The 20,520-nt window shown below is 58.5% G+C and carries 25 protein-coding genes and 2 pseudogenes; 12 read left to right on the forward strand and 15 right to left on the reverse strand.

Going from position 1 to position 20,520, the window contains the following annotated elements:
• Positions 1-219 precede the first annotated feature (219 nt).
• The 6 genes and pseudogenes from CKW15_RS29140 to CKW15_RS19260 all read left to right on the forward strand — a co-directional run bounded on the left by CKW15_RS29140 (position 220) and on the right by CKW15_RS19260 (position 3,513).
• Positions 220-504: pseudogene (locus CKW15_RS29140) on the forward strand (type II toxin-antitoxin system HigB family toxin).
• Positions 504-734 (forward strand): annotated as a pseudogene (locus tag CKW15_RS19240) (type II toxin-antitoxin system HigA family antitoxin); the annotation flags it as partial. The pseudogenes CKW15_RS29140 and CKW15_RS19240, both read left to right, overlap by 1 nt.
• A gap of 203 nt (positions 735-937) precedes the next feature.
• A complete protein-coding gene (locus tag CKW15_RS19245; RefSeq protein WP_095060219.1) occupies positions 938-1,117 on the forward strand; it encodes a type II toxin-antitoxin system HicA family toxin in 180 nt (59 codons plus the stop codon).
• A 37-nt stretch (positions 1,118-1,154) separates the two neighbouring features.
• Positions 1,155-1,562, forward strand: coding sequence for a type II toxin-antitoxin system HicB family antitoxin (locus CKW15_RS19250; RefSeq protein WP_034150108.1), 408 nt, complete (start codon positions 1,155-1,157; stop codon positions 1,560-1,562).
• 433 nt (positions 1,563-1,995) lie between these two features.
• The gene (locus tag CKW15_RS19255; protein ID WP_256580372.1) at positions 1,996-2,865 is read left to right on the forward strand and encodes an RHS repeat-associated core domain-containing protein; all 870 of its coding nucleotides are present in this window, start codon (positions 1,996-1,998) and stop codon (positions 2,863-2,865) included.
• 378 nt (positions 2,866-3,243) lie between these two features.
• Positions 3,244-3,513 carry a short-chain dehydrogenase gene (locus CKW15_RS19260; protein ID WP_095060215.1) on the forward strand — a complete coding sequence of 90 codons (270 nt, stop codon included), beginning with the start codon at positions 3,244-3,246 and terminating at the stop codon, positions 3,511-3,513.
• Between the two features lie 59 nt (positions 3,514-3,572).
• Here the strand turns inward: CKW15_RS19260 and tam are convergent, their stop codons facing one another.
• A complete protein-coding gene (tam, locus tag CKW15_RS19265; RefSeq protein ID WP_095060213.1) occupies positions 3,573-4,343 on the reverse strand; it encodes a trans-aconitate 2-methyltransferase in 771 nt (256 codons plus the stop codon).
• Positions 4,344-4,525: 182 nt separating this feature from the next.
• On the opposite strand from tam, the gene CKW15_RS19270 reads away from it, so the two are divergent.
• Positions 4,526-4,936, forward strand: a complete 411-nt coding sequence (locus CKW15_RS19270; protein WP_095060211.1) for a low affinity iron permease family protein — start codon at positions 4,526-4,528, stop codon at positions 4,934-4,936.
• A gap of 49 nt (positions 4,937-4,985) precedes the next feature.
• Here the strand turns inward: CKW15_RS19270 and CKW15_RS19275 are convergent, their stop codons facing one another.
• The 4 genes from CKW15_RS19275 to CKW15_RS19290 all read right to left on the reverse strand — a co-directional run bounded on the left by CKW15_RS19275 (position 4,986) and on the right by CKW15_RS19290 (position 7,922).
• Positions 4,986-5,489, reverse strand: a complete 504-nt coding sequence (locus CKW15_RS19275; RefSeq protein WP_095060209.1) for a DUF4142 domain-containing protein — start codon at positions 5,487-5,489, stop codon at positions 4,986-4,988.
• A gap of 72 nt (positions 5,490-5,561) precedes the next feature.
• Entirely contained in the window at positions 5,562-5,723 is a 162-nt protein-coding gene (locus tag CKW15_RS19280) for a KGG domain-containing protein (RefSeq protein WP_082344429.1), read from the reverse strand.
• 117 nt (positions 5,724-5,840) lie between these two features.
• Complete coding sequence (locus CKW15_RS19285; protein ID WP_095060207.1) at positions 5,841-7,181, reverse strand: sensor domain-containing diguanylate cyclase; 1,341 nt, start codon at positions 7,179-7,181, stop codon at positions 5,841-5,843.
• Between the two features lie 102 nt (positions 7,182-7,283).
• On the reverse strand, positions 7,284-7,922 hold the full coding sequence (locus CKW15_RS19290) for a LysE family translocator (RefSeq protein WP_095060205.1): 639 nt from the start codon (positions 7,920-7,922) through the stop codon (positions 7,284-7,286).
• A gap of 154 nt (positions 7,923-8,076) precedes the next feature.
• Between CKW15_RS19290 and CKW15_RS19295 the strand changes: the two genes are divergently transcribed.
• Positions 8,077-8,316: a CopG family ribbon-helix-helix protein gene (locus CKW15_RS19295; protein ID WP_095060203.1), complete on the forward strand. Its 240-nt coding sequence runs from the start codon at positions 8,077-8,079 to the stop codon at positions 8,314-8,316.
• A complete protein-coding gene (locus CKW15_RS19300) occupies positions 8,306-8,590 on the forward strand; it encodes a type II toxin-antitoxin system RelE/ParE family toxin (RefSeq protein WP_095060200.1) in 285 nt (94 codons plus the stop codon). The genes CKW15_RS19295 and CKW15_RS19300 overlap by 11 nt, the downstream gene beginning before the upstream one ends.
• Before the next feature lie 20 nt (positions 8,591-8,610).
• On the opposite strand, the gene CKW15_RS19305 is transcribed toward CKW15_RS19300, so the two are convergent.
• Positions 8,611-9,519 (reverse strand): LysR family transcriptional regulator, encoded by a 909-nt coding sequence (locus CKW15_RS19305; protein ID WP_095060198.1) that lies wholly within the window; start codon positions 9,517-9,519, stop codon positions 8,611-8,613.
• A gap of 77 nt (positions 9,520-9,596) precedes the next feature.
• On the opposite strand from CKW15_RS19305, the gene CKW15_RS19310 reads away from it, so the two are divergent.
• Complete coding sequence (locus CKW15_RS19310) at positions 9,597-10,085, forward strand: DMT family transporter (protein WP_095060196.1); 489 nt, start codon at positions 9,597-9,599, stop codon at positions 10,083-10,085.
• Between the two features lie 77 nt (positions 10,086-10,162).
• On the opposite strand, the gene CKW15_RS19315 is transcribed toward CKW15_RS19310, so the two are convergent.
• The 4 genes from CKW15_RS19315 to CKW15_RS19330 form a co-directional block, all read right to left on the reverse strand.
• Complete coding sequence (locus CKW15_RS19315; RefSeq protein ID WP_095060194.1) at positions 10,163-11,494, reverse strand: MFS transporter; 1,332 nt, start codon at positions 11,492-11,494, stop codon at positions 10,163-10,165.
• A gap of 168 nt (positions 11,495-11,662) precedes the next feature.
• Positions 11,663-12,589 carry a hydroxymethylglutaryl-CoA lyase gene (locus CKW15_RS19320; RefSeq protein WP_095060192.1) on the reverse strand — a complete coding sequence of 309 codons (927 nt, stop codon included), beginning with the start codon at positions 12,587-12,589 and terminating at the stop codon, positions 11,663-11,665.
• Complete coding sequence (locus tag CKW15_RS19325; protein WP_095060190.1) at positions 12,586-13,779, reverse strand: CaiB/BaiF CoA-transferase family protein; 1,194 nt, start codon at positions 13,777-13,779, stop codon at positions 12,586-12,588. Before CKW15_RS19325 ends, CKW15_RS19320 begins: the two co-directional genes overlap by 4 nt.
• Before the next feature lie 223 nt (positions 13,780-14,002).
• The gene (locus CKW15_RS19330; RefSeq protein WP_095060188.1) at positions 14,003-14,911 is read right to left on the reverse strand and encodes a LysR family transcriptional regulator; all 909 of its coding nucleotides are present in this window, start codon (positions 14,909-14,911) and stop codon (positions 14,003-14,005) included.
• Positions 14,912-15,075: 164 nt separating this feature from the next.
• On the opposite strand from CKW15_RS19330, the gene CKW15_RS19335 reads away from it, so the two are divergent.
• Positions 15,076-16,095 (forward strand): DUF4917 family protein, encoded by a 1,020-nt coding sequence (locus CKW15_RS19335; protein ID WP_095060186.1) that lies wholly within the window; start codon positions 15,076-15,078, stop codon positions 16,093-16,095.
• Positions 16,096-16,184: 89 nt separating this feature from the next.
• Here CKW15_RS19335 and CKW15_RS19340 read toward each other — a convergent pair whose 3' ends face one another.
• From CKW15_RS19340 to CKW15_RS19350, 3 genes are all read right to left on the reverse strand, one after another.
• Entirely contained in the window at positions 16,185-16,529 is a 345-nt protein-coding gene (locus CKW15_RS19340) for a YegP family protein (protein WP_095060184.1), read from the reverse strand.
• A 96-nt stretch (positions 16,530-16,625) separates the two neighbouring features.
• Positions 16,626-16,931, reverse strand: coding sequence for a ribbon-helix-helix domain-containing protein (locus CKW15_RS19345; protein WP_095060182.1), 306 nt, complete (start codon positions 16,929-16,931; stop codon positions 16,626-16,628).
• Between the two features lie 14 nt (positions 16,932-16,945).
• A complete protein-coding gene (locus tag CKW15_RS19350) occupies positions 16,946-17,527 on the reverse strand; it encodes a DJ-1/PfpI family protein (protein WP_095060180.1) in 582 nt (193 codons plus the stop codon).
• Between the two features lie 318 nt (positions 17,528-17,845).
• Between CKW15_RS19350 and CKW15_RS19355 the strand changes: the two genes are divergently transcribed.
• Complete coding sequence (locus CKW15_RS19355; RefSeq protein WP_095060178.1) at positions 17,846-18,736, forward strand: DMT family transporter; 891 nt, start codon at positions 17,846-17,848, stop codon at positions 18,734-18,736.
• Positions 18,737-18,810: 74 nt separating this feature from the next.
• Here CKW15_RS19355 and CKW15_RS19360 read toward each other — a convergent pair whose 3' ends face one another.
• Entirely contained in the window at positions 18,811-20,025 is a 1,215-nt protein-coding gene (locus CKW15_RS19360; RefSeq protein ID WP_095060177.1) for an SAM-dependent methyltransferase, read from the reverse strand.
• Positions 20,026-20,156: 131 nt separating this feature from the next.
• Positions 20,157-20,519: a hypothetical protein gene (locus CKW15_RS19365; RefSeq protein ID WP_095060176.1), complete on the reverse strand. Its 363-nt coding sequence runs from the start codon at positions 20,517-20,519 to the stop codon at positions 20,157-20,159.
• Position 20,520 lies beyond the last annotated feature (1 nt).

Raw genomic sequence — 20,520 nt, forward strand, 5'->3', positions numbered from 1 at the left:
GAACGACTACCACTGGCGACCTCGGTTGAAGATTACGAAGCGCTGTTGCCGTGGAACTGCTCGCCGGCATCGCCTAGCTAGGCGCGTTACCGATCTTGAAGTCGGTGGGGTTTATGGAGCGCTTACGTTTGTTCTTGTCCGGTAACGGATTTCGTCCAGATCCAGGATTGCATCTCTTTGAAGCGACGACCACCATCTCCCAAAACGCGAGGTAATGCAGTGCGTGTGATTGCAAAAGGGACATTGCGGGAGTTCTGGGAAAGTAGTCCGGCTTATGCTGACCCCGAAACACCACTGGTTGAAGGGTATCGGCACATGGAAAAAACCGAGGTCAAAGCGGAGCTTAGAACGACCAGCATCTTCAAGGGTGGCAGGGTTGTATTCAACATCGGTGGCAACTAGTACCGAGTGTTCATGGCAATTGATTACCAACGCCAACTTGGTTTCATACGATTCGTTAGCACTCACGCTCAGTACGATCAGATCAACACGGAGACCGTGTGATGAATATTAAACCTATTCGCAGCCAAGAAGACCTGACCGCTGCATTTGCTCGTGTTGAGCAATTGTGGGGCTCGGAAGGCGATGAGTTGGAAGTTCTTGCGCTGCTCATCGAAAAGTACGAAGACGAACATTACCCGATGCCCCCCTCGGATCCGATTGAGGCAATTAAATTTCGCATGGATCAACAAGGCCTGACGCCTCGTGATCTGGAACCCTTCATCGGCACCAGCGATTTCGTGTGAGCGTACCTGACGAAAAACCTCGAAATACACAAAACACGTAAACCAAGACTTGCACAAAGCCATTCCCGCAGCGCCCTCCTAGACTCGATTCCTATCGCTGCACCGCCGAACCCGTGAGATTCGGTGGTTATAGTGTTGATTACAAAAAATCAGTAGGTATAGTAACCACAAGCACACCACAGGGAGGTGATGTGAATAGCCGTTTTTTGATAAGCCAACTCATTGCGGACGGCTGGTATCTGGTACGAGTCAGAGGCAGCCATCATCACTTCAAGCACCCGACCAAGCCGGGGTTGGTGACAGTCCCTCACCCGAAGAAAGATCTGCTCAAGAAAACGGCCATCAGTATTTTGCAACAGGCGCTGCTCTGACGAGTGCTAGGCGCCAAGTCCTCGGAGGACAATGAACATGCTTTATCCAATTGCGATTTCGATGGGCGACGACGAGCACGCCTGGGGCGTTGAAGTCCCCGACATTCCGGGCTGCTTTTCCGCCGGGGAAGATCTGGATGACGCGATGGCGATGGCCCGGGAAGCCATCGAAGGCCATTTCGAGATTCTGGCCGAAGACGGCTCGCCCATTCCACCAGCCAACAAAGTGACCTTGCACGCAGCTGACCCGAAATATGCCGGGTGTGCGTGGGCGCTGGTGGACATCGACGTTACCAAGTATCTGGGTAAGGCCCAGAAGCTGAACATCACGCTTCCGGGTTACCTGCTCAACCGTATTGATGAGTACGTGCTGCACCATCCGGAAGAGAAAAGCCGTTCGGGCTTTTTGGCCTCGGCGGCACTCAAGGTGTTGCAGCAGGGCTGATGACAGTGCTTCAGCGAGAAATCAACCGGCCCCTGTGGCCGGTTTTATGCCTCGAGTTCACGAACACCCTAAAGTCCGCTGCTGATCGAAAAATATGAAAACGATCATTCCCGGATGCGGCCCTGTGAGCCGATGGGTTGAAACACCCGCCTAACTTTTCTCAGCCGAACCAGTTCAGTTCTTAAATCGAAGATCGTCTGTACCGGGAGACGATCACTCACGTTTTTTTAATGCGATGAAGGCCGGATTAGGGCTAAGGGACTATCAGTTCTGCTAGTACAGCGACTGGATCGTTTGCTGTAAAACAGCGTGATCACATCCTTGAACGCAAAGACACAATCCCATGGCCCAACCCACCAGCCGCACAGTTCTACTTGCAACCAGCCAGAACCAATCCGTGCTGGCCGAAGTGAACCGGTACGAAACAAGCCACATGACATATACCGTCTATGGCCACCTCTCAGGCACGTACCTGCCATCAACTGGCTTAGGATTCAATGGCCAATGTCGAGAGCGTCATACGGGTTGGTACATGCTGGGTAATGGCTATAGAGCCTATAACCCGATATTGATGCGCTTCCATAGCCCAGACAAACTGAGCCCGTTTGGTGCGGGTGGATTGAACTCATACACGTATTGCCTCGCAGACCCAATCAATCATCGAGATCCAACAGGACGCGTCGCTCTACCGATCATTTTGAGCAAACTTGCTGGATTCATGGGAGGGTCGTCTTCTATAGGCGGAATGGCTCTTGCGTTATCCAGCAGTGCTCGCTTCAGCGGACAAGGGGTTTTGGCGTTAGGTACCGGCGCGACTGGCATATTGCTTGGGGCAGTAGCATTCGCAAATCCTGCCTCCGTTATTGCACCGGTTTTGGCAAGCGCAGGGATGACCGCGGGTGTCGCCAGCGTAACGCTGGCTTACAGGGCGGCACGAGCAGCAACTGCTAGAGGCACTCAATGGTTTCAGTCGGCAGCCCGAGCCTTCGATAATCCCCCTCGGTATTCAACACTGTCGTTGCAAGAGGTTTCGCCTCCTTCATTCTCCAGCTTGAACCTGGATCCGCCACCACCGTACACCCCAGCGAGAGCGCAAAACCCTATTGCTCCCACACACTCAACCGCTCGCTCTGTACCATCTACTTCTGGCCGCTCGCTACAAAATACGCGTTTTTCGGCAGATCAAAGGGCACAACTAAATCGACCTGAACGAGTCGTCGCTCGAATGAGCGAATTACCTCAGGTGCAATTCGTTGATGAACTGAATTCCGCAGCCAGAAATGTTAGAGCCCCCAGACACTAAGCAACGAAGTTCTTTCGAAACAGCCAATCAAATAAACCAATTTCTTGGTTATTAATCATAAAAAGCAATGTCCTACACGACACTGGGAATTGTCCGTAGACTTGCGCATTGCTGCACCTTTGTCATGAGTCCTATAGTCCGAGCGCGCCCCAATGGCGTGTCGGGTTTGGCGACTCGACGATACGGTGCAGAAGCTTCCGAGCAGTTATCGGTGCGCTTTTGAACGCACTGTGCTGCCTGTTTTTTGGTAGCTGTGCGTGGGAGATCTTAGGATCTGCCGGTTTTGCCGTGTCCCGGTTCGCCAACCCGCGTACAGCTGCCACCCTTTGTTTGGCGACGATGGAGTGGTTAATTCAAAAAATTACACGGAAATCACTCATGCAGGAATTCATGGCTTTAACCAGCAACGCCGACGACCTCCCCTCCCTCTACGTCAACACGACCCAACCTCTGCACTCCCTCCTCAGCACCGCCAGCTACAGAATCCGAGCCGTTACTCAACTTCTGGAAAACCTCGCCATGCGCGGTGACCTGACCTCTGACACCGTCGTTTTGAGTGATTTTGCATTGCTGTGCTGCGTGCCATTGCGCGATGGTTGCGATGTGCTGGATGTGATCGCTCGACGGCTGGATGCAGAGCCGTCCTGATGCAATCCTGTGGCGAGGGAGCATGCTCCCTCGCCACAATGTCGGGGTGCTTTGCAGTCTCAGCGGGTCGCGACAATGAACAACCGTGGAAACGGCAACAGCACCGAACCATCAGCCAGCGCCGGATAAACCTGTTCAATCGCTGACAGATATTGTTTGAGGTACTGCACCCGCTCCGCCTCATCCAGCGGTTCAATAAACGGCCGCAACCCACTGCCCTTGAACCACTCGACGACACCGGCCGCACCCTCCGCGAGTGGATGATGGTAGGTGGTGCGCCACACATCGACGCGCGTGCAGCAGGCTTTGAGCATCGAATAATAAACGCCGGCATCGGCCATCTCGGTCCGCTGCCCGGCGACTTTCGAAAGCTTGCTGGCCCATGGTCCGTCAGCCGCGACTTCGCGCATCAAGCGATGCGAAGGTTGCTGGAGGTTGTCGGGCATCTGAATCGCCAGGCTGCCGCCGGGCGCAAGTTTGTTCACCAGTGCAGGCAACAACGTGGCGTGATCGGGCACCCACTGCAACACCGCGTTGGCGAAAATCACATCGAACGGACCTGCTTCGCTCCAGGTATCGATGTCCGCGATATCGAATTGCACTTGTGGCAGGCGCTGGCGTGCAGCCTCGATCATGTCGCTCGAACTGTCCAACCCGCGCACCGCAGCGCCGGCAAAACGTTCCACCAGCAACTCCGTCGAGTTACCGGGACCACAACCGATATCGACGGCCGAGCGCACATCACCGGCGGGGATCGCCGCCAGCAGGTCTCGGGCTGGGCGGGTGCGTTCATCTTCAAAAGCGACGTATTGTTTGGCGGACCAAGTCATTGCGTTCTCCTGTCGGTGCGTTGTCGGGACGTGGGCCGACAACCGGTTCGCCAAGATACCGCGTTGGTCACTGTGAATGGTTTCAGAGCTCCGCTTTTTCAGTTACACCTCAACCCCAGCCGAATTTTCCTCTCCCCTCTGATGTCTGAATTTCAGGTTCATCCCCAACAAGGAATACGGCCATGAAATTCGCAAAAGTCGCGCAGAAACTCGCCCTGTGGGCCGGCAGCCCCATGACGTTCATGGGAGCGATCATTCTGATTTTTTTGTGGGCGGTGAGCGGGCCGTTTTTCGGTTACAACGACACGTGGCAACTGGTCATCAATACCTCGACCACCATCATCACCTTCCTGATGGTGTTCCTGATCCAGAACACGCAGAACCGCGACACGGACATTTTGCATTTGAAGGTCGATGAGTTGCTGCGGGTGACCAAGGATGCGCAGAACGCGATGCTTGGGCTCGAAGCGCTGGACCTCAAGGAGTTGGAGGCGCTGAGAAAGAAGTATCGGACCCTCGGCGAAGGCCAGACCATTTCCCTGGACGGTACCGTTATCGAAGAAAAGGCTCAGTCCGGATTGAAAGACTGCTGATAAAACAGCCATTGCGCAGGCGTCTGTCATCGCCTGCGCAATTCAAAAATCAGCGACTGGCTTGCAGCGCCCTGGCCATTTCCAGATGGTTCTGTAGCTTCGGCAGAGTCTCCTCGGCAAACGCTTTGATTTGCGGCACGTCAGTGGTCTGCGCCGTCTGCTGCAATTGTTCGATGGCTTCCTGAGTGGTTTTCACCTGACTGGCGGTATAGGCCTCATCAAACGTCGCGCCTTCCATCACCTGCGGCATCAATGCCTTGGCTTTTTCCATCACCTCCTCGCGCGGTGCCACCGGCAGATCCAGTTGTTTGGCGATTTTTGCCAGGTGCTGGTTGGCGGTGGTGCGGTCGTTGATCACGACGATGGTGTAGTCCTTGACCTCTTTGGATTCGGACTTCTGGTGCGCCAGTCGGCTGGCTTCGATATCCGCCATGCCTTTGGCGGAGGCATCGTTGATGAATTCCGCAGGCGACTGGGCGAAGGCGCTGCTGGCGCACAGGCCCAACAACGTTACAAAACTGGCATTACGCAATCGGGTGGCCATCCGGTTCATGGTCGCGCCCTCCTCTTAAAATTCAAACGGGAGCTTTCGCTCCCGCTTCTCAATTAAAACGACCGTTATCCACTAGCGGGACTTTTGCCCGCCTTGTCCGCCTTTTCGACCCATGTCGGGCTTCTCTTTATCGACAGTCGTGGTGGTCGTTTTCCCACCTTTGCGACCGGCTTCAGATGCCTTCGTTCGATCGTTGGCGAAATTTCCCGAGTTCGAGTTTCTTGAGTTAGGCATGATTCTCTTCCTCTTGGTATTGATCGCGGCGAGCTGTAGCCCGCATAGAATCTGAATTTTCGCGTGCCAAAAGGTTTAGAAAACCTGAAATCGTCTCGACGAACGGTGATGACACTTTCAGACGAAGCGCAGGTGATGTGCGCGCTTGGCGGTGTACATCGCCTCGTCGGCATGGCGCAGCAACTGCTTATCTTCAGTGCCATGTTCAGGGTACTGGGCGACGCCGATACTGGGCTGGATGTTCAGACTGTGGCCGTCCAGGCGCAGGGGCTGGTCCAGCACCTGACGGATTTTTCCGACCACGATGTCGGTGTCTTCCGAAGCCTGAATGCTGTGCAGTAACACCACGAATTCATCGCCGCCAATGCGCGCCACCGTGTCGGTGTCCCGCACGCAGCCCCTGAGCCGGTTGGCCACCGCTTGCAGCAGCATGTCGCCGACCGCGTGGCCGTGGGTGTCGTTGACTTGTTTGAAGCGGTCGAGATCGACGTACAACAACGCCATTCGTCCGTTCGCCTCCCGGGCCACCTCCATTGACGCCTTGAGCCGGTCCCGCAGCAGCTCGCGATTGGGCAGTTGCGTCAGTTGGTCGTACTGAGCCATGTGTTGCAGACGGGCGTGCAATTGCTTGCGCTCGATGGCGGTAGCGACCTGAGCGCAGACATATTGCAGCAGCTCCTTGTCTTGCTCGGTATAGCGCTCCCCGCCGGGGATGCTCTTGACGATCAGCGCTCCGATGGTGCCCTTTTGCGAGTTCAGCGGTACGCCCAGCCAGCAAGGGGCGTCGTGCCCGGTCATCAGCGTCTCAAAACCCGGCGCAATCTGGTCCGGCGTCAGCAGTATCGGCTGCCCCGAGCGGATGACTTCGACGCACAAACGCCCGGTAATCGTCCCCGGCTGCCCGGGTTGCGGCTCGTGGTCATCGACGTGATAAGGGAAATTCAGTTGTGCGCAGTGCTCGTCATACAGCGCCACGGAGAAATTCAGCGCCGGCAGCCATTCGCCAATGATCATGTGGATGCGTTTGAACAACGCCAGCAAATCTTCTGCCGCATGGGCAGCTTCAGAGATGGCGTACAGCGCCGCTTGCCGGGATTCGGCCTGTTTGCGCTCAGTGATGTCACGCGCCACGGCGATACGCAGTTGGTCGACCTCGGACCAACGCGCCGACCACAGAATGTGCACGACCTGGCCATCCTTGCGCACGTAGCGGTTTTCGAAGTTGAGCTTGGGCTCGCCGCCCATGATCTCCCGTGCAGCGTCGAGGGTGCGCTGACGGTCGGCCGGGTGCACCAGATCAATCATCGGCAGGCCGATCATCTCATCGGGGCTGTAACCGAAAATACGCTCGCAGGCTGCACTGACAAAGACGAAGCGGCCCTGCTTATCCACCGCGCAAACGGCGTCCAGCAAGAGATCGATGTAGCTCGCCAGCGGCGCAGAATTTCTGGTTGCCATGGTACAGAGAGCGCTTCCGGACAATGCAGCAATCAAATCCATCCCTGACCGATCAAGCGCCCCTGCGCTGCCGGTGTGACTGATGCATCCCTGCGATCAACGTCAAGCCTTGTTCGCAACCAACCCCGGCAAGGCATGCGCCAGCGCGTTGATGGCGAAACCGATGAACATTACCCCGCACAGCCGGGTGATCGCCAGTTCATGGCGTTGGTACAGGGTGCGTACCCGCCGTGCCCCGACAATCCCGATGAGGATAGCGTAGGCGATAAGTCCGCCGACGAAGCTGAGGACGATCAACCACGGCAACATCGACCAGGTCAGCAACTCCGCGCGGCTCGACAACAATGCGGTAAACGTGGCCACTGCCACCGGATATGCCTTCGGGTTGGTCAGGCCAAACAGAATGCCATGCCAGAACGGCTGCCGCGCCGGCCCCTGCGGAGCTTCGGTGCCACTGCGACGGGCCCGCACGGCACGCCAGCCTAACCAGAACAGATAGAGCCCACTGAGGACGCCGAGTACATCAAACGCGGTACTGCCGATTTCCCGCGCGCCGACGATCGCCACCAGCGCGGTGCTGCACCAGACCACATCGCCCAGCAAATGCCCGCACAAAAAACCTGCACCGGCCCGCCGTCCATGCGCCGCGCCAATGCCGAAAACGGCCAGCACGCCAGGGCCCGGCGTAATGCCGTAGATAAATCCCGAGGCAAGCACGGCCATGAGTAGCGAGGGGGTCATTGGGGCTCCTTTTTATGCGCAGTGTTGAATGTTCGGCAGTCTATCTCAGGTCTGTAGCACTCGACTGAAACATCTCGATAGACGAACGGGCTGGCCGCGCCCTACTGATCGCGGTGTAGTATGTTGTATTACAAATCACTACATCGAGACCATCATGTCAGTTATGTCACTGCGCATACCGGACGAAATCGCCAATACCCTCGCCAGTCTTTCCAAAGCTACGGGCCGCAGCAAATCTTTTCTCGCCGTGAATGCCTTGCGCGAATACCTGGCACGTGAAGCGTGGCAAATCGAGGAAATTCAGAAAGCCTTGAAAGAAGCCGAGGATGGGGACTTCGCGACGCAGGAGGAAGTGAACGCAATCACAGAAAAGTGGACTGTCAATGCAGGTTGAGTGGTTGCGTACGGCGTTAAAGAATCTTGATGACGAAGCCACGTACATCGCCATCGAGAATCCAAAAGCTGCAGCCGAGTTCGTCCAGGCAATTCTCGCCAGTGTTGATCACCTCGCCCGGTTTCCAGCGACAGGCCGCGAGGGACGCCTACCCGGTACGCGGGAATGGGTCATGCCTGATCGTCCCTATTTGATTCCCTATCGGGTTCGCCAGGATCGGCTTCAAGTACTGCGAGTTTTTCATACGCGTCGACTTCCACCCTCCAGTTGGTAACGGTCATTCAGAAAAAGCCTTTAGCGTTTGATCACCTCCCCAATCCGCTGATTCAACCAATTCAATGCCTGATCCCCGCCTCGCCGCTTGTGCCACACCAACACAAAGGTGAACGACGGAATCTGAAACGGTGGCGGCACCACGATCAGCGTCTGCTCATCGATGTCGCGCAAGGCCCGTGAAGCGACGGTGAGGATCAGGTCGGTGCCGCTGATGAACTCCGGGGCGACGCGCCAGTGCGGCAGGCTGATGGCGACGCGGCGGCGCTCGCGCAGACAGGTCAGGGCGCGCTCGATTTCCGGCGTGCCGCTGCCGCGCATTTCCAGCAAGACATGGGGACGACTCAGGTAGGTGGGCAGGTCGAGCACGCCCTCGGCGGGCAGGCTGTTGCGGTCCACCAGGCAGGCGTAGTGCTCTTCGAACAGCGGCAGGCTGCGCAATTCGTTGGGTAACTCTGGAAAGACAGCGGCGGCGATATCGATATCACCGTTGACCACGCCTTCGAGCATGCCTTCGCGGCTGGCGTGGCTGATTTGCAGGTCGATGCCCGGCGCTTCTCGACGCAAGGTACGGATCAATCCCGGCAGGACGATGGCAGCGCCGTAGTCGGACATGGCCAGGCGAAAAGTGCGCTTGGCCGTCGCCGGATCGAAGGCATTGGGTGCCAACAAGGATTGCACCTGGGCCAACGTTTCGGACAGCGGCACCACCAATTCCAGTGCTCGCGGAGTGGGCACAAGACCCGCCCCCGCACGGACCAACAGCGGATCCCCCAGTAAATCGCGCAAGCGGGCCAAGGCATGGCTGACCGCCGGTTGGCTCAAATGCAGGCGCTCGGCGGCGCGGGTGACGTGTTGCTCGCTGAGCAAGGCATCGAGGATCACCAGCAAGTTGAGATCGATGCGGCGCAGATCATTCATCTGATGCATGTTCTGAATAGCAAAATGGAATTTAAATCTGCACGACGAATACCCTACAGTCCAGCAAAACTTGTTGGAGTAAGAACATGAGTACGTTGCATTGGGCTGGCCTGTTACTGCTTGCCGCGTTTGCCGGGGCGGTGGTGCCTTTCCAGAGCGCGATCAACGTCAATCTTGGGCGCGGCCTGGGTCATCCGTTGTGGGCAACGCTTGCCTCATTGATGGTGAGCATTCTGGTGCTGCTGCCGATCATCCTGGCATTGCGCTTGCCGTTGCCTTCACTCACGTTTATCAGCAAGGCGCCGCTGTGGATGTGGGCAGGTGGCGCGTTCGGGGTGTGCTTCATTTCGTTGGCGTTGGTGCTGCTGCCCAAGCTTGGGGCTTCGGGCTTTATGGCCCTGGCGCTCGCGGGGCAAGTGGTGGCGTCGATGTTGCTCGACCACTTTGGGTGGTTTGGGTTGGTGGAGCGGCACCTGACATTGCCCAAGGTGTTGGGGGCGCTGTTGTTGATTGCGGGGGTGGTGTTGATTCAGTTTGGCGATGCGGCGGGGAAAGCACTGACCGTGACGTCTTGAAGATCAAAAGATCGCAGGCTGCGCCAGCGCCTACAGGAATGCGTGGTCTTTGTAGGCGCTGGCGCACCTGCGATCTTTTAAAACTTGTCGAGGGTACGCAACTTCTGCGGCAGCCCCCACATCAGTAGCGCCACGGCGATCAGCGCACACACCCCAATCACATACAGCGCTGGCGTGGTGCTACCGGTCAGGTCTTTGATCCGCCCGACCATGACCGGGCTGACGATGCCGCCGAACTGGCCCAGGGTGTTGATCACCGCGATCCCGCCCGCCGCACCTGCGCCGGCACCGGCCAGCAGTTTTGGCGGCAAGGTCCAGAAGCTCGGGATGGACGCGATGATGCCGGCACCGAGCAAGCCCAGGGCGACGATCAGGAAGGTCGTGTGATTGGCAAAGATCCCGGCGCTGAAGAAACCGACTGCGCCCACCGCCACCAGACCTGCGACGAACTTGCGCCGTTCACCCGTCGCATCGGACAACCGCCCGATGACCACCATGCAGATCGCGCCACAGATGTACGGAATAGCCGTCAGCAGACCGATCATCACCGGGCTCTCGGTACCGGCGCTGCGGATCAATTGCGGTGCCCAGAAATTCAGGCCGTAGGACGCCACCTGGATCAGAAAGTAGATCAGCCCCAGTGTCAGGAATCCCGGAATCCGCAGCGCCGCGAGCAGCGAGCCGCCGCTCTTGTGCGGTTCGTGGTGAGCGATACGACTGGCCAGCATCGTCTTCTCCGACGGCGTCAGCCAATGGGCGTCTTCGATGCGATCCTTGAGCAGCGTCAGCACGAGCAAACCGAGGCCGATACACGGCACACCACCGAGCAGGAACAGCCAGTGCCAGCCGCGCATTTGCAACACGCCGTCGAGGTGCTGCAACACCAAACCGGAAAACGGCGCGCCCACCAGACCGGCAAACGCAGAGGACAGGAACAGCATCGACGTGATGCGACCGCGGTAGTGCTGCGGAAACCAGAGCGTCAGGTAATACAGCACGCCCGGCGCAAAACCCGCCTCCATCGCGCCAATCACGAAGCGCAGCGCGTAGAACTGCCATTCGCTGTTGACGAACACCATCAGTGCCGTGGCCAGGCCCCAAGACATCATGATCCGGGCGATCCAGCGGCGGGCGCCGACCTTGTACAACATCATGTTGCTCGGCACTTCGAAAATCACGTAGCCAACGACGAACAACCCGGCGCCGAGGCCATAAGCGGTGTCGCTCAGGCTCAGGTCGGTTTGCAATTGAAACTTGGCGAAGCTGATGTTGATGCGGTCGAAAAACGCGAACAGGTAGCAAACCATGATCAATGGCATCAGGCGCCAGGCGACTTTGCTGACCAGGGCTTTTTCTTCGTCGTGGCTAACGGACGGGCTCGCGCTCGCCTCCAGTGCATTCAGGCTCATAGTGGTTCTCCAGGCGGACTTCCCATGGGTGTCCGATTGTTTTTGTTGTCTGGTTGAGGTGCGTTTTCTGTAGGAGCCGGCTTGCTGGCGAAGCGGTGTACCCGTCGACATTAATGTTGAACGGGATGACCTCATCGCTGGCAAGCCAGCGCCTACAAGGGGTTGATGTCAGGTAGGGATCGGATGCAAATCGCAGTTGCGTCCGGCCTTGGCCAATTGACCGGGCACCTCGTGGCCCAGCAGCGCTGGCAACCCTCGGGACAGCTCGAGCAACAACGGCAAATCGATACCGGTTTGAATGCCGATTTCATCGCACAGGTTGACCAGGTCTTCCGTGCAGATATTGCCCGAGGCGCCCGGTGCGAACGGACAACCGCCAAGTCCGCCAAGTGCCGCATCAAAGCGCCGAGCACCGGCCTCGTAGGCGGCGAGAACGTTACACAAGCCAAGGCCCCGGGTATTGTGAAAATGCAGGGTCAGATCCGCAGGCGAAACCCGCTGCAACACCCGGCGCACGAGGCGATCGACCTGACGCGGATTGGCCATGCCGGTGGTGTCGGCCAGGGTGATGCCCTGAATGCCGAGCTCCTGATAGGCATCGACGATTTGCAGTACGCGGTCCTCGTCGATCTTGCCTTCGAACGGGCAACCGAAGGTGGTGGCGATGCTGCCGTTGAGTCGCACCGGACTGTCGCCAACGAACTGCACAATCTCGCCGAACGCGGCCAACGAGTTTTCACAACCCATGCGCATGTTCGCCCGGTTATGGGTCTGGCTGGCGGACATCACCAGGTTCAACTCATCGGCACTGCAGGCCAGCGCCCGTTGTGCACCTTTGAGGTTGGGGATCAGAGCGACATAGATCACTCCCGGTTTGCGGACAATGCCCCTGAACACCGACTCACCATCGCGCAATGCAGGAATCGCCTTGGGCGAGACAAATGAACCCCCTTCGATACGACTGAAACCGGCTTGCGACAGTTGATCGATCAAGGCGATCTTATCGACGGTTTTGACCCAGGTCGGCTCGATCTGCAAGCCGTCGCGCGGGGACACTTCCTGAACGATCAGGCGCTCGGAATAATCGGTGATCATTGCACCACTCCTTGTGTTTTCAGGCGTTCGATGTCGGCCAGTGTCAGGCCCAATTGTGCGAGGACACTGTCGGTATGCTGGCCCAGACCGGGGCCGGACCAATTCACGCCACCGGGGGTTTCGGAAAGCTTCGGCACGATGCCCGGCATCTTCACCGTGGCACCTCCGGGCAGCTCGGCGTTAAGCAGCATATCCCGCGCTTGATAGTGCGGATCGGCGACGATATCGGCCACGGAATAGATGCGCCCGGCGGGCACTTCGGCGGCTTCCAGCGCGGCCAGGACGTCGTCAATGGGCAGGCTGCTGGTCCAGTGGGTGATGGCCGCATCGAGCAAACCGCTCTTGGCTGCACGCCCGTCGTTATGGGCGAATTCTGCCGCCTCGGCCAGATCGGGGCGGCCGATGGTTTGCATCAGGCGCTTGTAGATCGGGTCGCTATTACCGGCGATGACTACGTAGGCGCCATTGGCGGTGAGGTACGTATTGGAAGGTGCAATCCCGGGCAAGGCGCCGCCGCTGCGCTCACGTACATGACCAAGCATGTCGTATTCGGGCACCAGGCTTTCCATGACGTTGAACACGCTTTCGGCCAGCGACACATCAACGATCTGCCCGCCGCCCTGCCCGGTCTTGACCCGCAGCAGCGACATCAGCGCGCCAATCACGGCGTGCAGCGACGCCAGGGAATCGCCAAGACTGACACCCACTCGCGCCGGTGGCGAACCGGGGGTGCCGGTGGTGTAGCGAATCCCGCCCATGGCCTCGCCAATCGCGCCGAAACCCGGACGGTCGCGGTAGGGACCGGTCTGGCCGTAACCGGAGATCCGCACCAGGGTCAGATTGGGGTTGAGGGCATGCAGCACGTCCCAGCCGAGGCCGAGTTTTTCCAGTGCACCGGGGCGCAGGTTTTCGATCAGCACATCGGCGCTGGTCGCCAGTTGCTTGACCAGTTCGATGCCTTCGGGGGATTTGAGGTTCAGCGCCAACGATTTCTTGTTGCGCGATTGCAGGTACCACCACAACGAAGTGCCTTCGTGCAGCTTGCGCCATTTGCGCAGGGGATCGCCCTGGCCCATGGCTTCGATCTTGATCACTTCGGCGCCGAACTCGGCGAGCATGCGGGCAGCGAATGGCGCGGCGATCAGCGTGCCGATCTCGATCACTTTGATTGCGCTCAACGGGGCAGTCATCGCGGGGTACCTCTAGTTGTTCTTGGAATTGATGCCAAGGCTAGAGGAACGGGCCCTGAGGAATCCAACCTTCAGTTGGCAACGGGCGTTCGCGAAATGCGAACGCTCCCGGAGATTTTCGTGACCTTCCTGGCGGGCTCCCACACTGGATCGGCACCGCACTGAAGATCCCTGTAGGAGCTGGCTTGCCAGCGAAGAGGACCGCCCATTCAGCCGAGTACTATCAGACTGCCCCCCTCAAATGCTCAAACAACATCCGGCTCACCGGCGACAGCAGCGCTTGATCGCGAACCACCAGAATCAACGCCCGATCCGACCATTCATCCGTCAACGGCACCGCATGCAATCCCAACGCCCGACCAAACAATTCATACGCCTTGTGCGGCAAAATGCCGATGCCCATGTTGGCCTGGACCATCCTGCACATCGCATCGAAACCCGGCACATGAATGCGCAGGCGCAACACCTTGCCGGCCTGACGTGCCGCCGCGTGGGTGCGCATATTGATAGAACTGGCCGCATGCAGACCGACGTAATCGCTGTCCAGGGTGTCGGCGAACGCCAGGCTCGTACGGCTCGCCAGCGGATGATCCGATGGCATCAACACCACCAGTTTGTCCTGGCGATACAACACGCTGTGCAAACCCTTGACGTCACTGTCGATGGAACAGATCCCGAGATCCGCCACGCCATCGAGCACCCCCTGGATCACCCCGGCGCTAGGCCTTTCCTCAAGGTCGGTCTTGACTTGCGGATGACGCTCGGAAAAGTCCCGCAGGTCTTCGGGCAGAAACTGAATGATCGCCGACAGATTGGCGAGCATCCGCACGTAACCGCGCACGCCGTGGCTGTGCTCGCCCAACTCCAGGCCCATCTTCTCGACGTTGAACAGCATCTGCCGCGCATGGTGCAGCAGGGTTTCACCGGCCGGCGTCAACGTCATGCCCTTGGCCTGACGCACAAACAGGCTGATGCCCAGCGCCTCTTCAAGCTCCATCAGACGCTTGCTCGCCGCCGACACCGCAATGGCTTCACGGGTCGCCGCACGGGTCAGCGTACCCTCTTCATGCACGGCGACGAACAGTTGCAGAGTGATCAGGTCGAGACGGCGGATCAGGCTTTTTTGCAGCATCTGGGACTCGGCGAAGTTGGCTCGAACGAACTCGCAGCATAACGTTCTTCGTTCAAGCTGTGCCCGGTTAGAACGCGCAGATGCGCAGGTCGCTCAGGGCAAACGCCCGGTCGTGATAAAGTCGCCGCCCATCAGCCCCCTTTTGCCGTGAGACTTTGATCGCAATGACCGATTTCCAGGATGTCGATGCCCAACTTGAAGACTGGAACGCCTTGCGCAGCACCGTTTCGTTCAGCGGTTTGCTGGTGGGTAACGGCGCCAGCCGGGTGGTGTGGGACGACTTTGGCTATGAGTCGCTGTTCGAAAACGCCCGCACCATTGAAGAAAAACCCCTGAGCCCTTCGGAACTGAGTGTGTTCGATGCGATGCAGACGCGCAGTTTCGAGCAGGTGCTCAGCGCGCTGAAAATCACCAGCCGGGTCAACAAGGCCTTGGCCGTCAGTTCTGCCGCACCGCGCAATCGTTATTACGCGATCAAGGAAGCGCTGATCAACACGGTGCATGCGGTGCACATCCCATGGCGGTTGGTAGTGCCTTCGACACTGGCAACGATCAATCAGGAAATGGCGAGCTACCGCACGGTGTTCACCACCAATTACGACCTGCTCAACTACTGGGCGCTGCAGCATCAGCCCGAGGCGATTACTGATCTGTTTCAGGGCGCCGAACCCGGTTTTGACCTCAGCGCCACAGCCACCGATAAAACCCGCTTGCTGTACCTGCACGGTGGTCTGCACCTGGTGCGCAATCAGGACGGCACGGCGCGCAAGCTGATGTCGACCGAGGGCACGTTGCTGGGCAGTTTCGCCATCAACAACACGATCAAGACCCTCGACGACGTGCCGTTGTTCGTCAACGAAGGCCCAAGTGCAGACAAGCTAAAGACCATCCGCAGTTCGGATTACCTGTCGTTCTGCTACGAGCAGCTACTCGGCCATGGCCAGGCGCTGTGCATTTTCGGTCACGCGCTGGGCGAGCAGGACAACCACATCATCCACGCCTTGCGGCTGGCGGAACCGCAGGTGATGGCGGTCTCGATTTATCCGCGCAGCAAGGCGTTCATCCAGCATCAGAAGCGGCATTACGCGAAGGTGTTTGAGGGGACGGGGATTGAGTTGCGGTTTTTTGATTCGAAGAGTCATGCGCTGGGCAACCCGAAGCTCGCGGTGCCTGTCGAGGTTTAGCGGGTTGCGGCTGACGCCTTCGCGAGCAGGTTCGCCCCCACAGTGGAATGCATTCCTGCGTGGGGGCGAGTCGGGTTTGACAACCGCTTTTAAAGCACCGGCAAGGTCTTGTCCTTGATCACCGTGGTCGGCCCGTTGGCCTTCACGCTGGCGATGCCTTTGTCCATGGCCGCGGGTGATGAATAGGCCTCGCTACTGCCGATAATTTCGTGGTTACCGGCCTTGAGATTGAAGTAGGGATGGCCATCCTTGGTGGTTTTTTTCTCGTAGCGTTCATCCAGCGGGCTGTTGGCCTGGACCGATGCAATGCCTTTGTCGGCCGCGGCGCGGGTGGTGTACAGCTCGCTGGACAGAATGGTTTCGGCGTTCGCTGCCTTCAGCACAAACCTGAACTGACCGCTGCTGCTTTTGCTGACTTCGTACCATCCGGACATGCTGTTTCTCCTGGGCGATTGAAGAGGTTGCGCGCTCCAGAGTAAAGACCAGCCCGGCAAATCTGTCGCGATGGGGCCGGCAAGTACGCCATAAACCTAACCCGTAGATCGTTTCACCACCGACAACTCCGGCGCCTGATTCCGCCGCTGACTCAAATACCGCGTACAACTCACCCGCAAGAAGGAGGCGAAATTGACCACCTCGCCACGATAGTCCATCACCTCTTCATACAGTTTGGTGATCAACTGATTGGTGGTCATGCCGTCGACCTCGGCAATTTCGCTGAGGATGTCCCAGAACTGATTCTCCAGGCGCAGGGTGGTGACCACCCCGCAGATGCGCAGCGAGCGGGAGCGCGATTCGTAGAGAATCGGATCGGCTTTGACGTACAACTCGCACATGGGTCAGTCCCTCGTTACAGCGTGATTTTGGTCCCCAGCAACCCGAGGAAACCAGCGAGCCAGTTCGGGTGCGCAGGCCAGGCCGGTGCCGTGGCCAGATTGCCTTGAACGTGGCCATCCGTCACCGGGATGTCGATGAATGTACCGCCCGCCAGGCGAACTTCCGGGGCGCAGGCCGGGTAAGCGCTGCACTCGCGACCTTCAAGAATACCCGCCGCCGCCAACAACTGCGCACCGTGGCACACGGCTGCAATCGGCTTGCCCGCCTTGTCGAAATCCCGTACCAGTTCCAGGACTTTTTCATTCAGACGCAGGTACTCCGGCGCACGACCACCGGGTATCAGCAGTGCGTCATAGTCAGCAGATTTGACCTTGGAAAAGTCGAAGTTGAGGGCAAACAGGTGACCGGGTTTTTCGCTGTAGGTCTGGTCGCCTTCGAAGTCATGGATCGCTGTGCGTACGGTCTGACCGGCAGCCTTGTCCGGACAAACGGCGTGCACCGTGTGGCCGACCATCAGCAGCGCCTGGAAAGGCACCATCACTTCGTAGTCTTCGACGTAATCGCCGACCAACATCAAAATTTTCTTCGCTGCCATGGGGAGGACTCCTCTGGAAAATACGTAGGAGTATTCAAGGTAGTCCTTATCCGGCGGGTCGGGTAACAACCGGCTACTACGAACGATGCGGATCGATCTTGTCTTGTGTGGCGAGGGAGCTTGCTCCCGTTCGACTGCGAAGCAGTCGTCAATTTCCCGCAATCATAGGGGCCGCTGCGCTGCCCAGCGGGAGCAAGCTCCCTCGCCATAAGGACCTGGAACTGTACGGATAATTCTGTCCCCAGCTGTAAGCGCCAAACACCAAGGGTTTATGGCTAGATGATGACACCTCTGTCACCTTGAATTCTGGTTGCCATCATGTCCTCCCGCGAAAACACCGGCATGGCCCTCGGCCTGCTCGGCGTTGTGATTTTCAGCCTTACCCTGCCCTTCACGCGGATCGTCGTGCAGGAACTCCATCCGCTGCTCAATGGCTTGGGCCGGGCGCTGTTCGCGGCGGTTCCGGCGGCGTTGCTGTTGCTGTGGCGACGGGAAAAGTGGCCAACCTGGAAACAGGTCAAAGGCCTGAGCCTGGTGATTGCGGGTGTGATCCTCGGTTTCCCGGTGCTGTCGGCGTGGGCCATGCAAACCTTGCCGGCGTCCCACGGCGCGCTGGTCAACGGTTTGCAGCCGCTGTGCGTGGCGCTGTATGCCGCGTGGCTGTCCCACGAGCGACCGTCGAAAGCCTTCTGGGCCTGCGCCGCGCTAGGCAGTGCGCTGGTGCTCGGTTATGCATTGATCAGCGGCGCGGGCAGCATTCAGGCTGGGGACCTGCTGATGCTCGGGGCGATTGCGGTTGGCGGCCTGGGGTATGCCGAAGGCGGTCGGCTGGCCAAGGAGATGGGCGGTTGGCAGGTGATCTGCTGGGCGCTGGTGTTGTCGACGCCCTTGCTGATCGGGCCGGTGATGTATCTGGCGCTGCAACACCAGGGAGACATTTCAGCCCGGACCTGGTGGGCCTTCGGTTACGTTTCACTGTTCTCGCAGTTCCTGGGGTTCTTCGCCTGGTACGCCGGGCTCGCCATGGGCGGCATTGCCCGGGTGAGTCAGATCCAGTTGTTACAGATCTTCTTCACCATCGCCTTTTCGGCGCTGTTCTTCGGTGAACACGTTGAGCCGATCACCTGGGTGTTTGCGGCCGGTGTGATCGTGACGGTGGTGCTGGGGCGCAAGACCGCAGTGCACCCGGCGCGAGCTGCCACAGCTTAACCCTGTAGGAGCCCGGCTTGCCGGCGAAGGCGTCCTCGAGATCGCTATCGCCGGCAAGCCGGGCTCCTACAGGATCAGAGGTAACCGTCAGCACGCAGCAGGGTTTCCAGGCAATGTTCGCTGATGTGGTAGAACGCCTTCAGCTCCTGGATTTTCGCCAACAGTTGCGCCGGATTCACCGGCTCGGCACGTTTGACCGCCAGAATCATCTTGTTCTTGTTGGTGTGGTCGAGCGAGATGAACTCGAACACCTTGGTCTCGTAGCCGCAGGCCTCCAGGAACAAGGCGCGCAAGCTGTCGGTGACCATTTCCGCCTGCTGCCCCAGGTGCAATCCATATTGCAGCATCGGCTTGAGCAACGCCGGGCTCTGGATTTGCAGGCGGATCTGTTTGTGGCAGCACGGCGAGCACATGATGATCGAGGCACCGGAACGAATGCCGGTGTGAATCGCATAATCGGTGGCGATGTCGCAGGCATGCAGGGCGATCATCACATCCAGCTCACTCGGCGCCACGCTGCGCACATCACCACATTTGAACACCAGCCCCGGATGCTCAAGCTTTGCCGCCGCGGTGTTGCACAGGGTGACCATGTCTTCACGCAGCTCGACGCCGGTCACTTCGCCTTCGGCCTTCAAGGTATTGCGCAGGTAATCGTGGATGGCGAAGGTCAGGTAGCCCTTGCCCGACCCGAAGTCCGCCACGCGCACCGGTTTGTCCAGCGCCAACGGCGACGAAGTCAGCGCATGGCTGAAGACTTCGATGAACTTGTTGATCTGCTTCCATTTGCGAGACATCGCCGGGATCAGTTCATGCTTGCTGTTTGTCACACCAAGGTCAGCGAGAAACGGCCGGTTCAGATCAAGAAAGCGGTTTTTTTCGCGGTTATGCTCGGCAGACGGCGCTTCACGCAATTGCTGGGGTTTGCTCCTGAACAGCGAAGATTTGCCCTTTTTACTGTATTCGAGCTGAGCTTCGTCAGTCAGCGACAACAAATGCGCATTTTTGAACGACGCCGGCAGCAGCTCGGCAATCGTCGCCACGCCTTCGGCCAAGGGCAGGTTCTTGGTGATATCGCGGGTCTTGTAGCGGTAAACGAAGGACAGGCAGGGCTGCGCCTTGACTGTCACGGGTTTGATGATGACCCGCTGCAGGTCTGCCTCAGTGCCTGCGTACTTGGCCAGCACCAGTTTGATGAAGGCGTTTTGATCGAGGCTGGTTTGCAGCAGCTCGAGGAACTGGGCGTGATGATCCGGCGCGAGGCTGGCAGGAGTGGCGGTGACGGACATGGAAAACGGCCTCGGGCGATGCAAATCGGAGAATGCCGGTATTTTAAGGGGGTCGAGGACTTTGGGCACGGGGTTATTTTGTTGCAGGTCCCAGTCATGCGATCCAGGACCTTGATGCGGCGGCTGATGCCTCAGGGTTCCACGAGGCGAAGCTTACGGTTGCTGGGCGAATTGATGATGTGTTTGAAGATCAACCCCACGGGCACCGCCCAGGTCAGGCCATTGACCGGATCAGTCACCACGGCGACCGTTTCGGAACTTGCATCGATATCCAGTCGCCGACGATCGTTGCAGGATTTGAGTAAGCCGTAGGCACGGCTGACCAACCTTTCCGCCAGGTGCATTGGCACCTCCATGTTCTGCAAATGTTTCACCGCACGACAGAACAGGACTTGATCGTCGACCCCCCCTTCACTTTCATGCCGCACCAGAAACGCCTGGGCAATCGCCAAAAGCTCTTCATTCAGATCTGCATTTTCATCAAGGATGCTCATG

It is taken from the genome of Pseudomonas sp. Irchel s3b5 (assembly GCF_900187435.1).
Classification (GTDB): Bacteria; Pseudomonadota; Gammaproteobacteria; order Pseudomonadales; family Pseudomonadaceae; genus Aquipseudomonas.

Bases quoted from the DNA above. Each gene is read 5' to 3' on its own strand.
- CKW15_RS19300 (WP_095060200.1), top strand. From the start codon at position 8,306: ATGCAGGTTGAGTGGTTGCGTACGGCGTTAAAGAATCTTGATGACGAA.
- CKW15_RS19295 (WP_095060203.1), top strand. From the start codon at position 8,077: ATGTCAGTTATGTCACTGCGCATACCGGACGAAATCGCCAATACCCTC.
- CKW15_RS19325 (WP_095060190.1), bottom strand. From the start codon at position 13,779: ATGACTGCCCCGTTGAGCGCAATCAAAGTGATCGAGATCGGCACGCTG.
- CKW15_RS19310 (WP_095060196.1), top strand. From the start codon at position 9,597: ATGAGTACGTTGCATTGGGCTGGCCTGTTACTGCTTGCCGCGTTTGCC.
- CKW15_RS19365 (WP_095060176.1), bottom strand. From the start codon at position 20,519: ATGAGCATCCTTGATGAAAATGCAGATCTGAATGAAGAGCTTTTGGCG.
- CKW15_RS19275 (WP_095060209.1), bottom strand. From the start codon at position 5,489: ATGAACCGGATGGCCACCCGATTGCGTAATGCCAGTTTTGTAACGTTG.
- CKW15_RS19250 (WP_034150108.1), top strand. From the start codon at position 1,155: ATGCTTTATCCAATTGCGATTTCGATGGGCGACGACGAGCACGCCTGG.
- CKW15_RS19360 (WP_095060177.1), bottom strand. From the start codon at position 20,025: ATGTCCGTCACCGCCACTCCTGCCAGCCTCGCGCCGGATCATCACGCC.
- CKW15_RS19335 (WP_095060186.1), top strand. From the start codon at position 15,076: ATGACCGATTTCCAGGATGTCGATGCCCAACTTGAAGACTGGAACGCC.
- CKW15_RS19285 (WP_095060207.1), bottom strand. From the start codon at position 7,181: ATGGCAACCAGAAATTCTGCGCCGCTGGCGAGCTACATCGATCTCTTG.
- CKW15_RS19290 (WP_095060205.1), bottom strand. From the start codon at position 7,922: ATGACCCCCTCGCTACTCATGGCCGTGCTTGCCTCGGGATTTATCTAC.
- CKW15_RS19280 (WP_082344429.1), bottom strand. From the start codon at position 5,723: ATGCCTAACTCAAGAAACTCGAACTCGGGAAATTTCGCCAACGATCGA.
- CKW15_RS19330 (WP_095060188.1), bottom strand. From the start codon at position 14,911: ATGCTGCAAAAAAGCCTGATCCGCCGTCTCGACCTGATCACTCTGCAA.
- CKW15_RS19255 (WP_256580372.1), top strand. From the start codon at position 1,996: ATGACATATACCGTCTATGGCCACCTCTCAGGCACGTACCTGCCATCA.
- CKW15_RS19350 (WP_095060180.1), bottom strand. From the start codon at position 17,527: ATGGCAGCGAAGAAAATTTTGATGTTGGTCGGCGATTACGTCGAAGAC.
- CKW15_RS19260 (WP_095060215.1), top strand. From the start codon at position 3,244: ATGCAGGAATTCATGGCTTTAACCAGCAACGCCGACGACCTCCCCTCC.
- CKW15_RS19340 (WP_095060184.1), bottom strand. From the start codon at position 16,529: ATGTCCGGATGGTACGAAGTCAGCAAAAGCAGCAGCGGTCAGTTCAGG.
- CKW15_RS19305 (WP_095060198.1), bottom strand. From the start codon at position 9,519: ATGCATCAGATGAATGATCTGCGCCGCATCGATCTCAACTTGCTGGTG.
- CKW15_RS19270 (WP_095060211.1), top strand. From the start codon at position 4,526: ATGAAATTCGCAAAAGTCGCGCAGAAACTCGCCCTGTGGGCCGGCAGC.
- CKW15_RS19315 (WP_095060194.1), bottom strand. From the start codon at position 11,494: ATGAGCCTGAATGCACTGGAGGCGAGCGCGAGCCCGTCCGTTAGCCAC.
- tam (WP_095060213.1), bottom strand. From the start codon at position 4,343: ATGACTTGGTCCGCCAAACAATACGTCGCTTTTGAAGATGAACGCACC.
- CKW15_RS19355 (WP_095060178.1), top strand. From the start codon at position 17,846: ATGTCCTCCCGCGAAAACACCGGCATGGCCCTCGGCCTGCTCGGCGTT.
- CKW15_RS19320 (WP_095060192.1), bottom strand. From the start codon at position 12,589: ATGATCACCGATTATTCCGAGCGCCTGATCGTTCAGGAAGTGTCCCCG.
- CKW15_RS19345 (WP_095060182.1), bottom strand. From the start codon at position 16,931: ATGTGCGAGTTGTACGTCAAAGCCGATCCGATTCTCTACGAATCGCGC.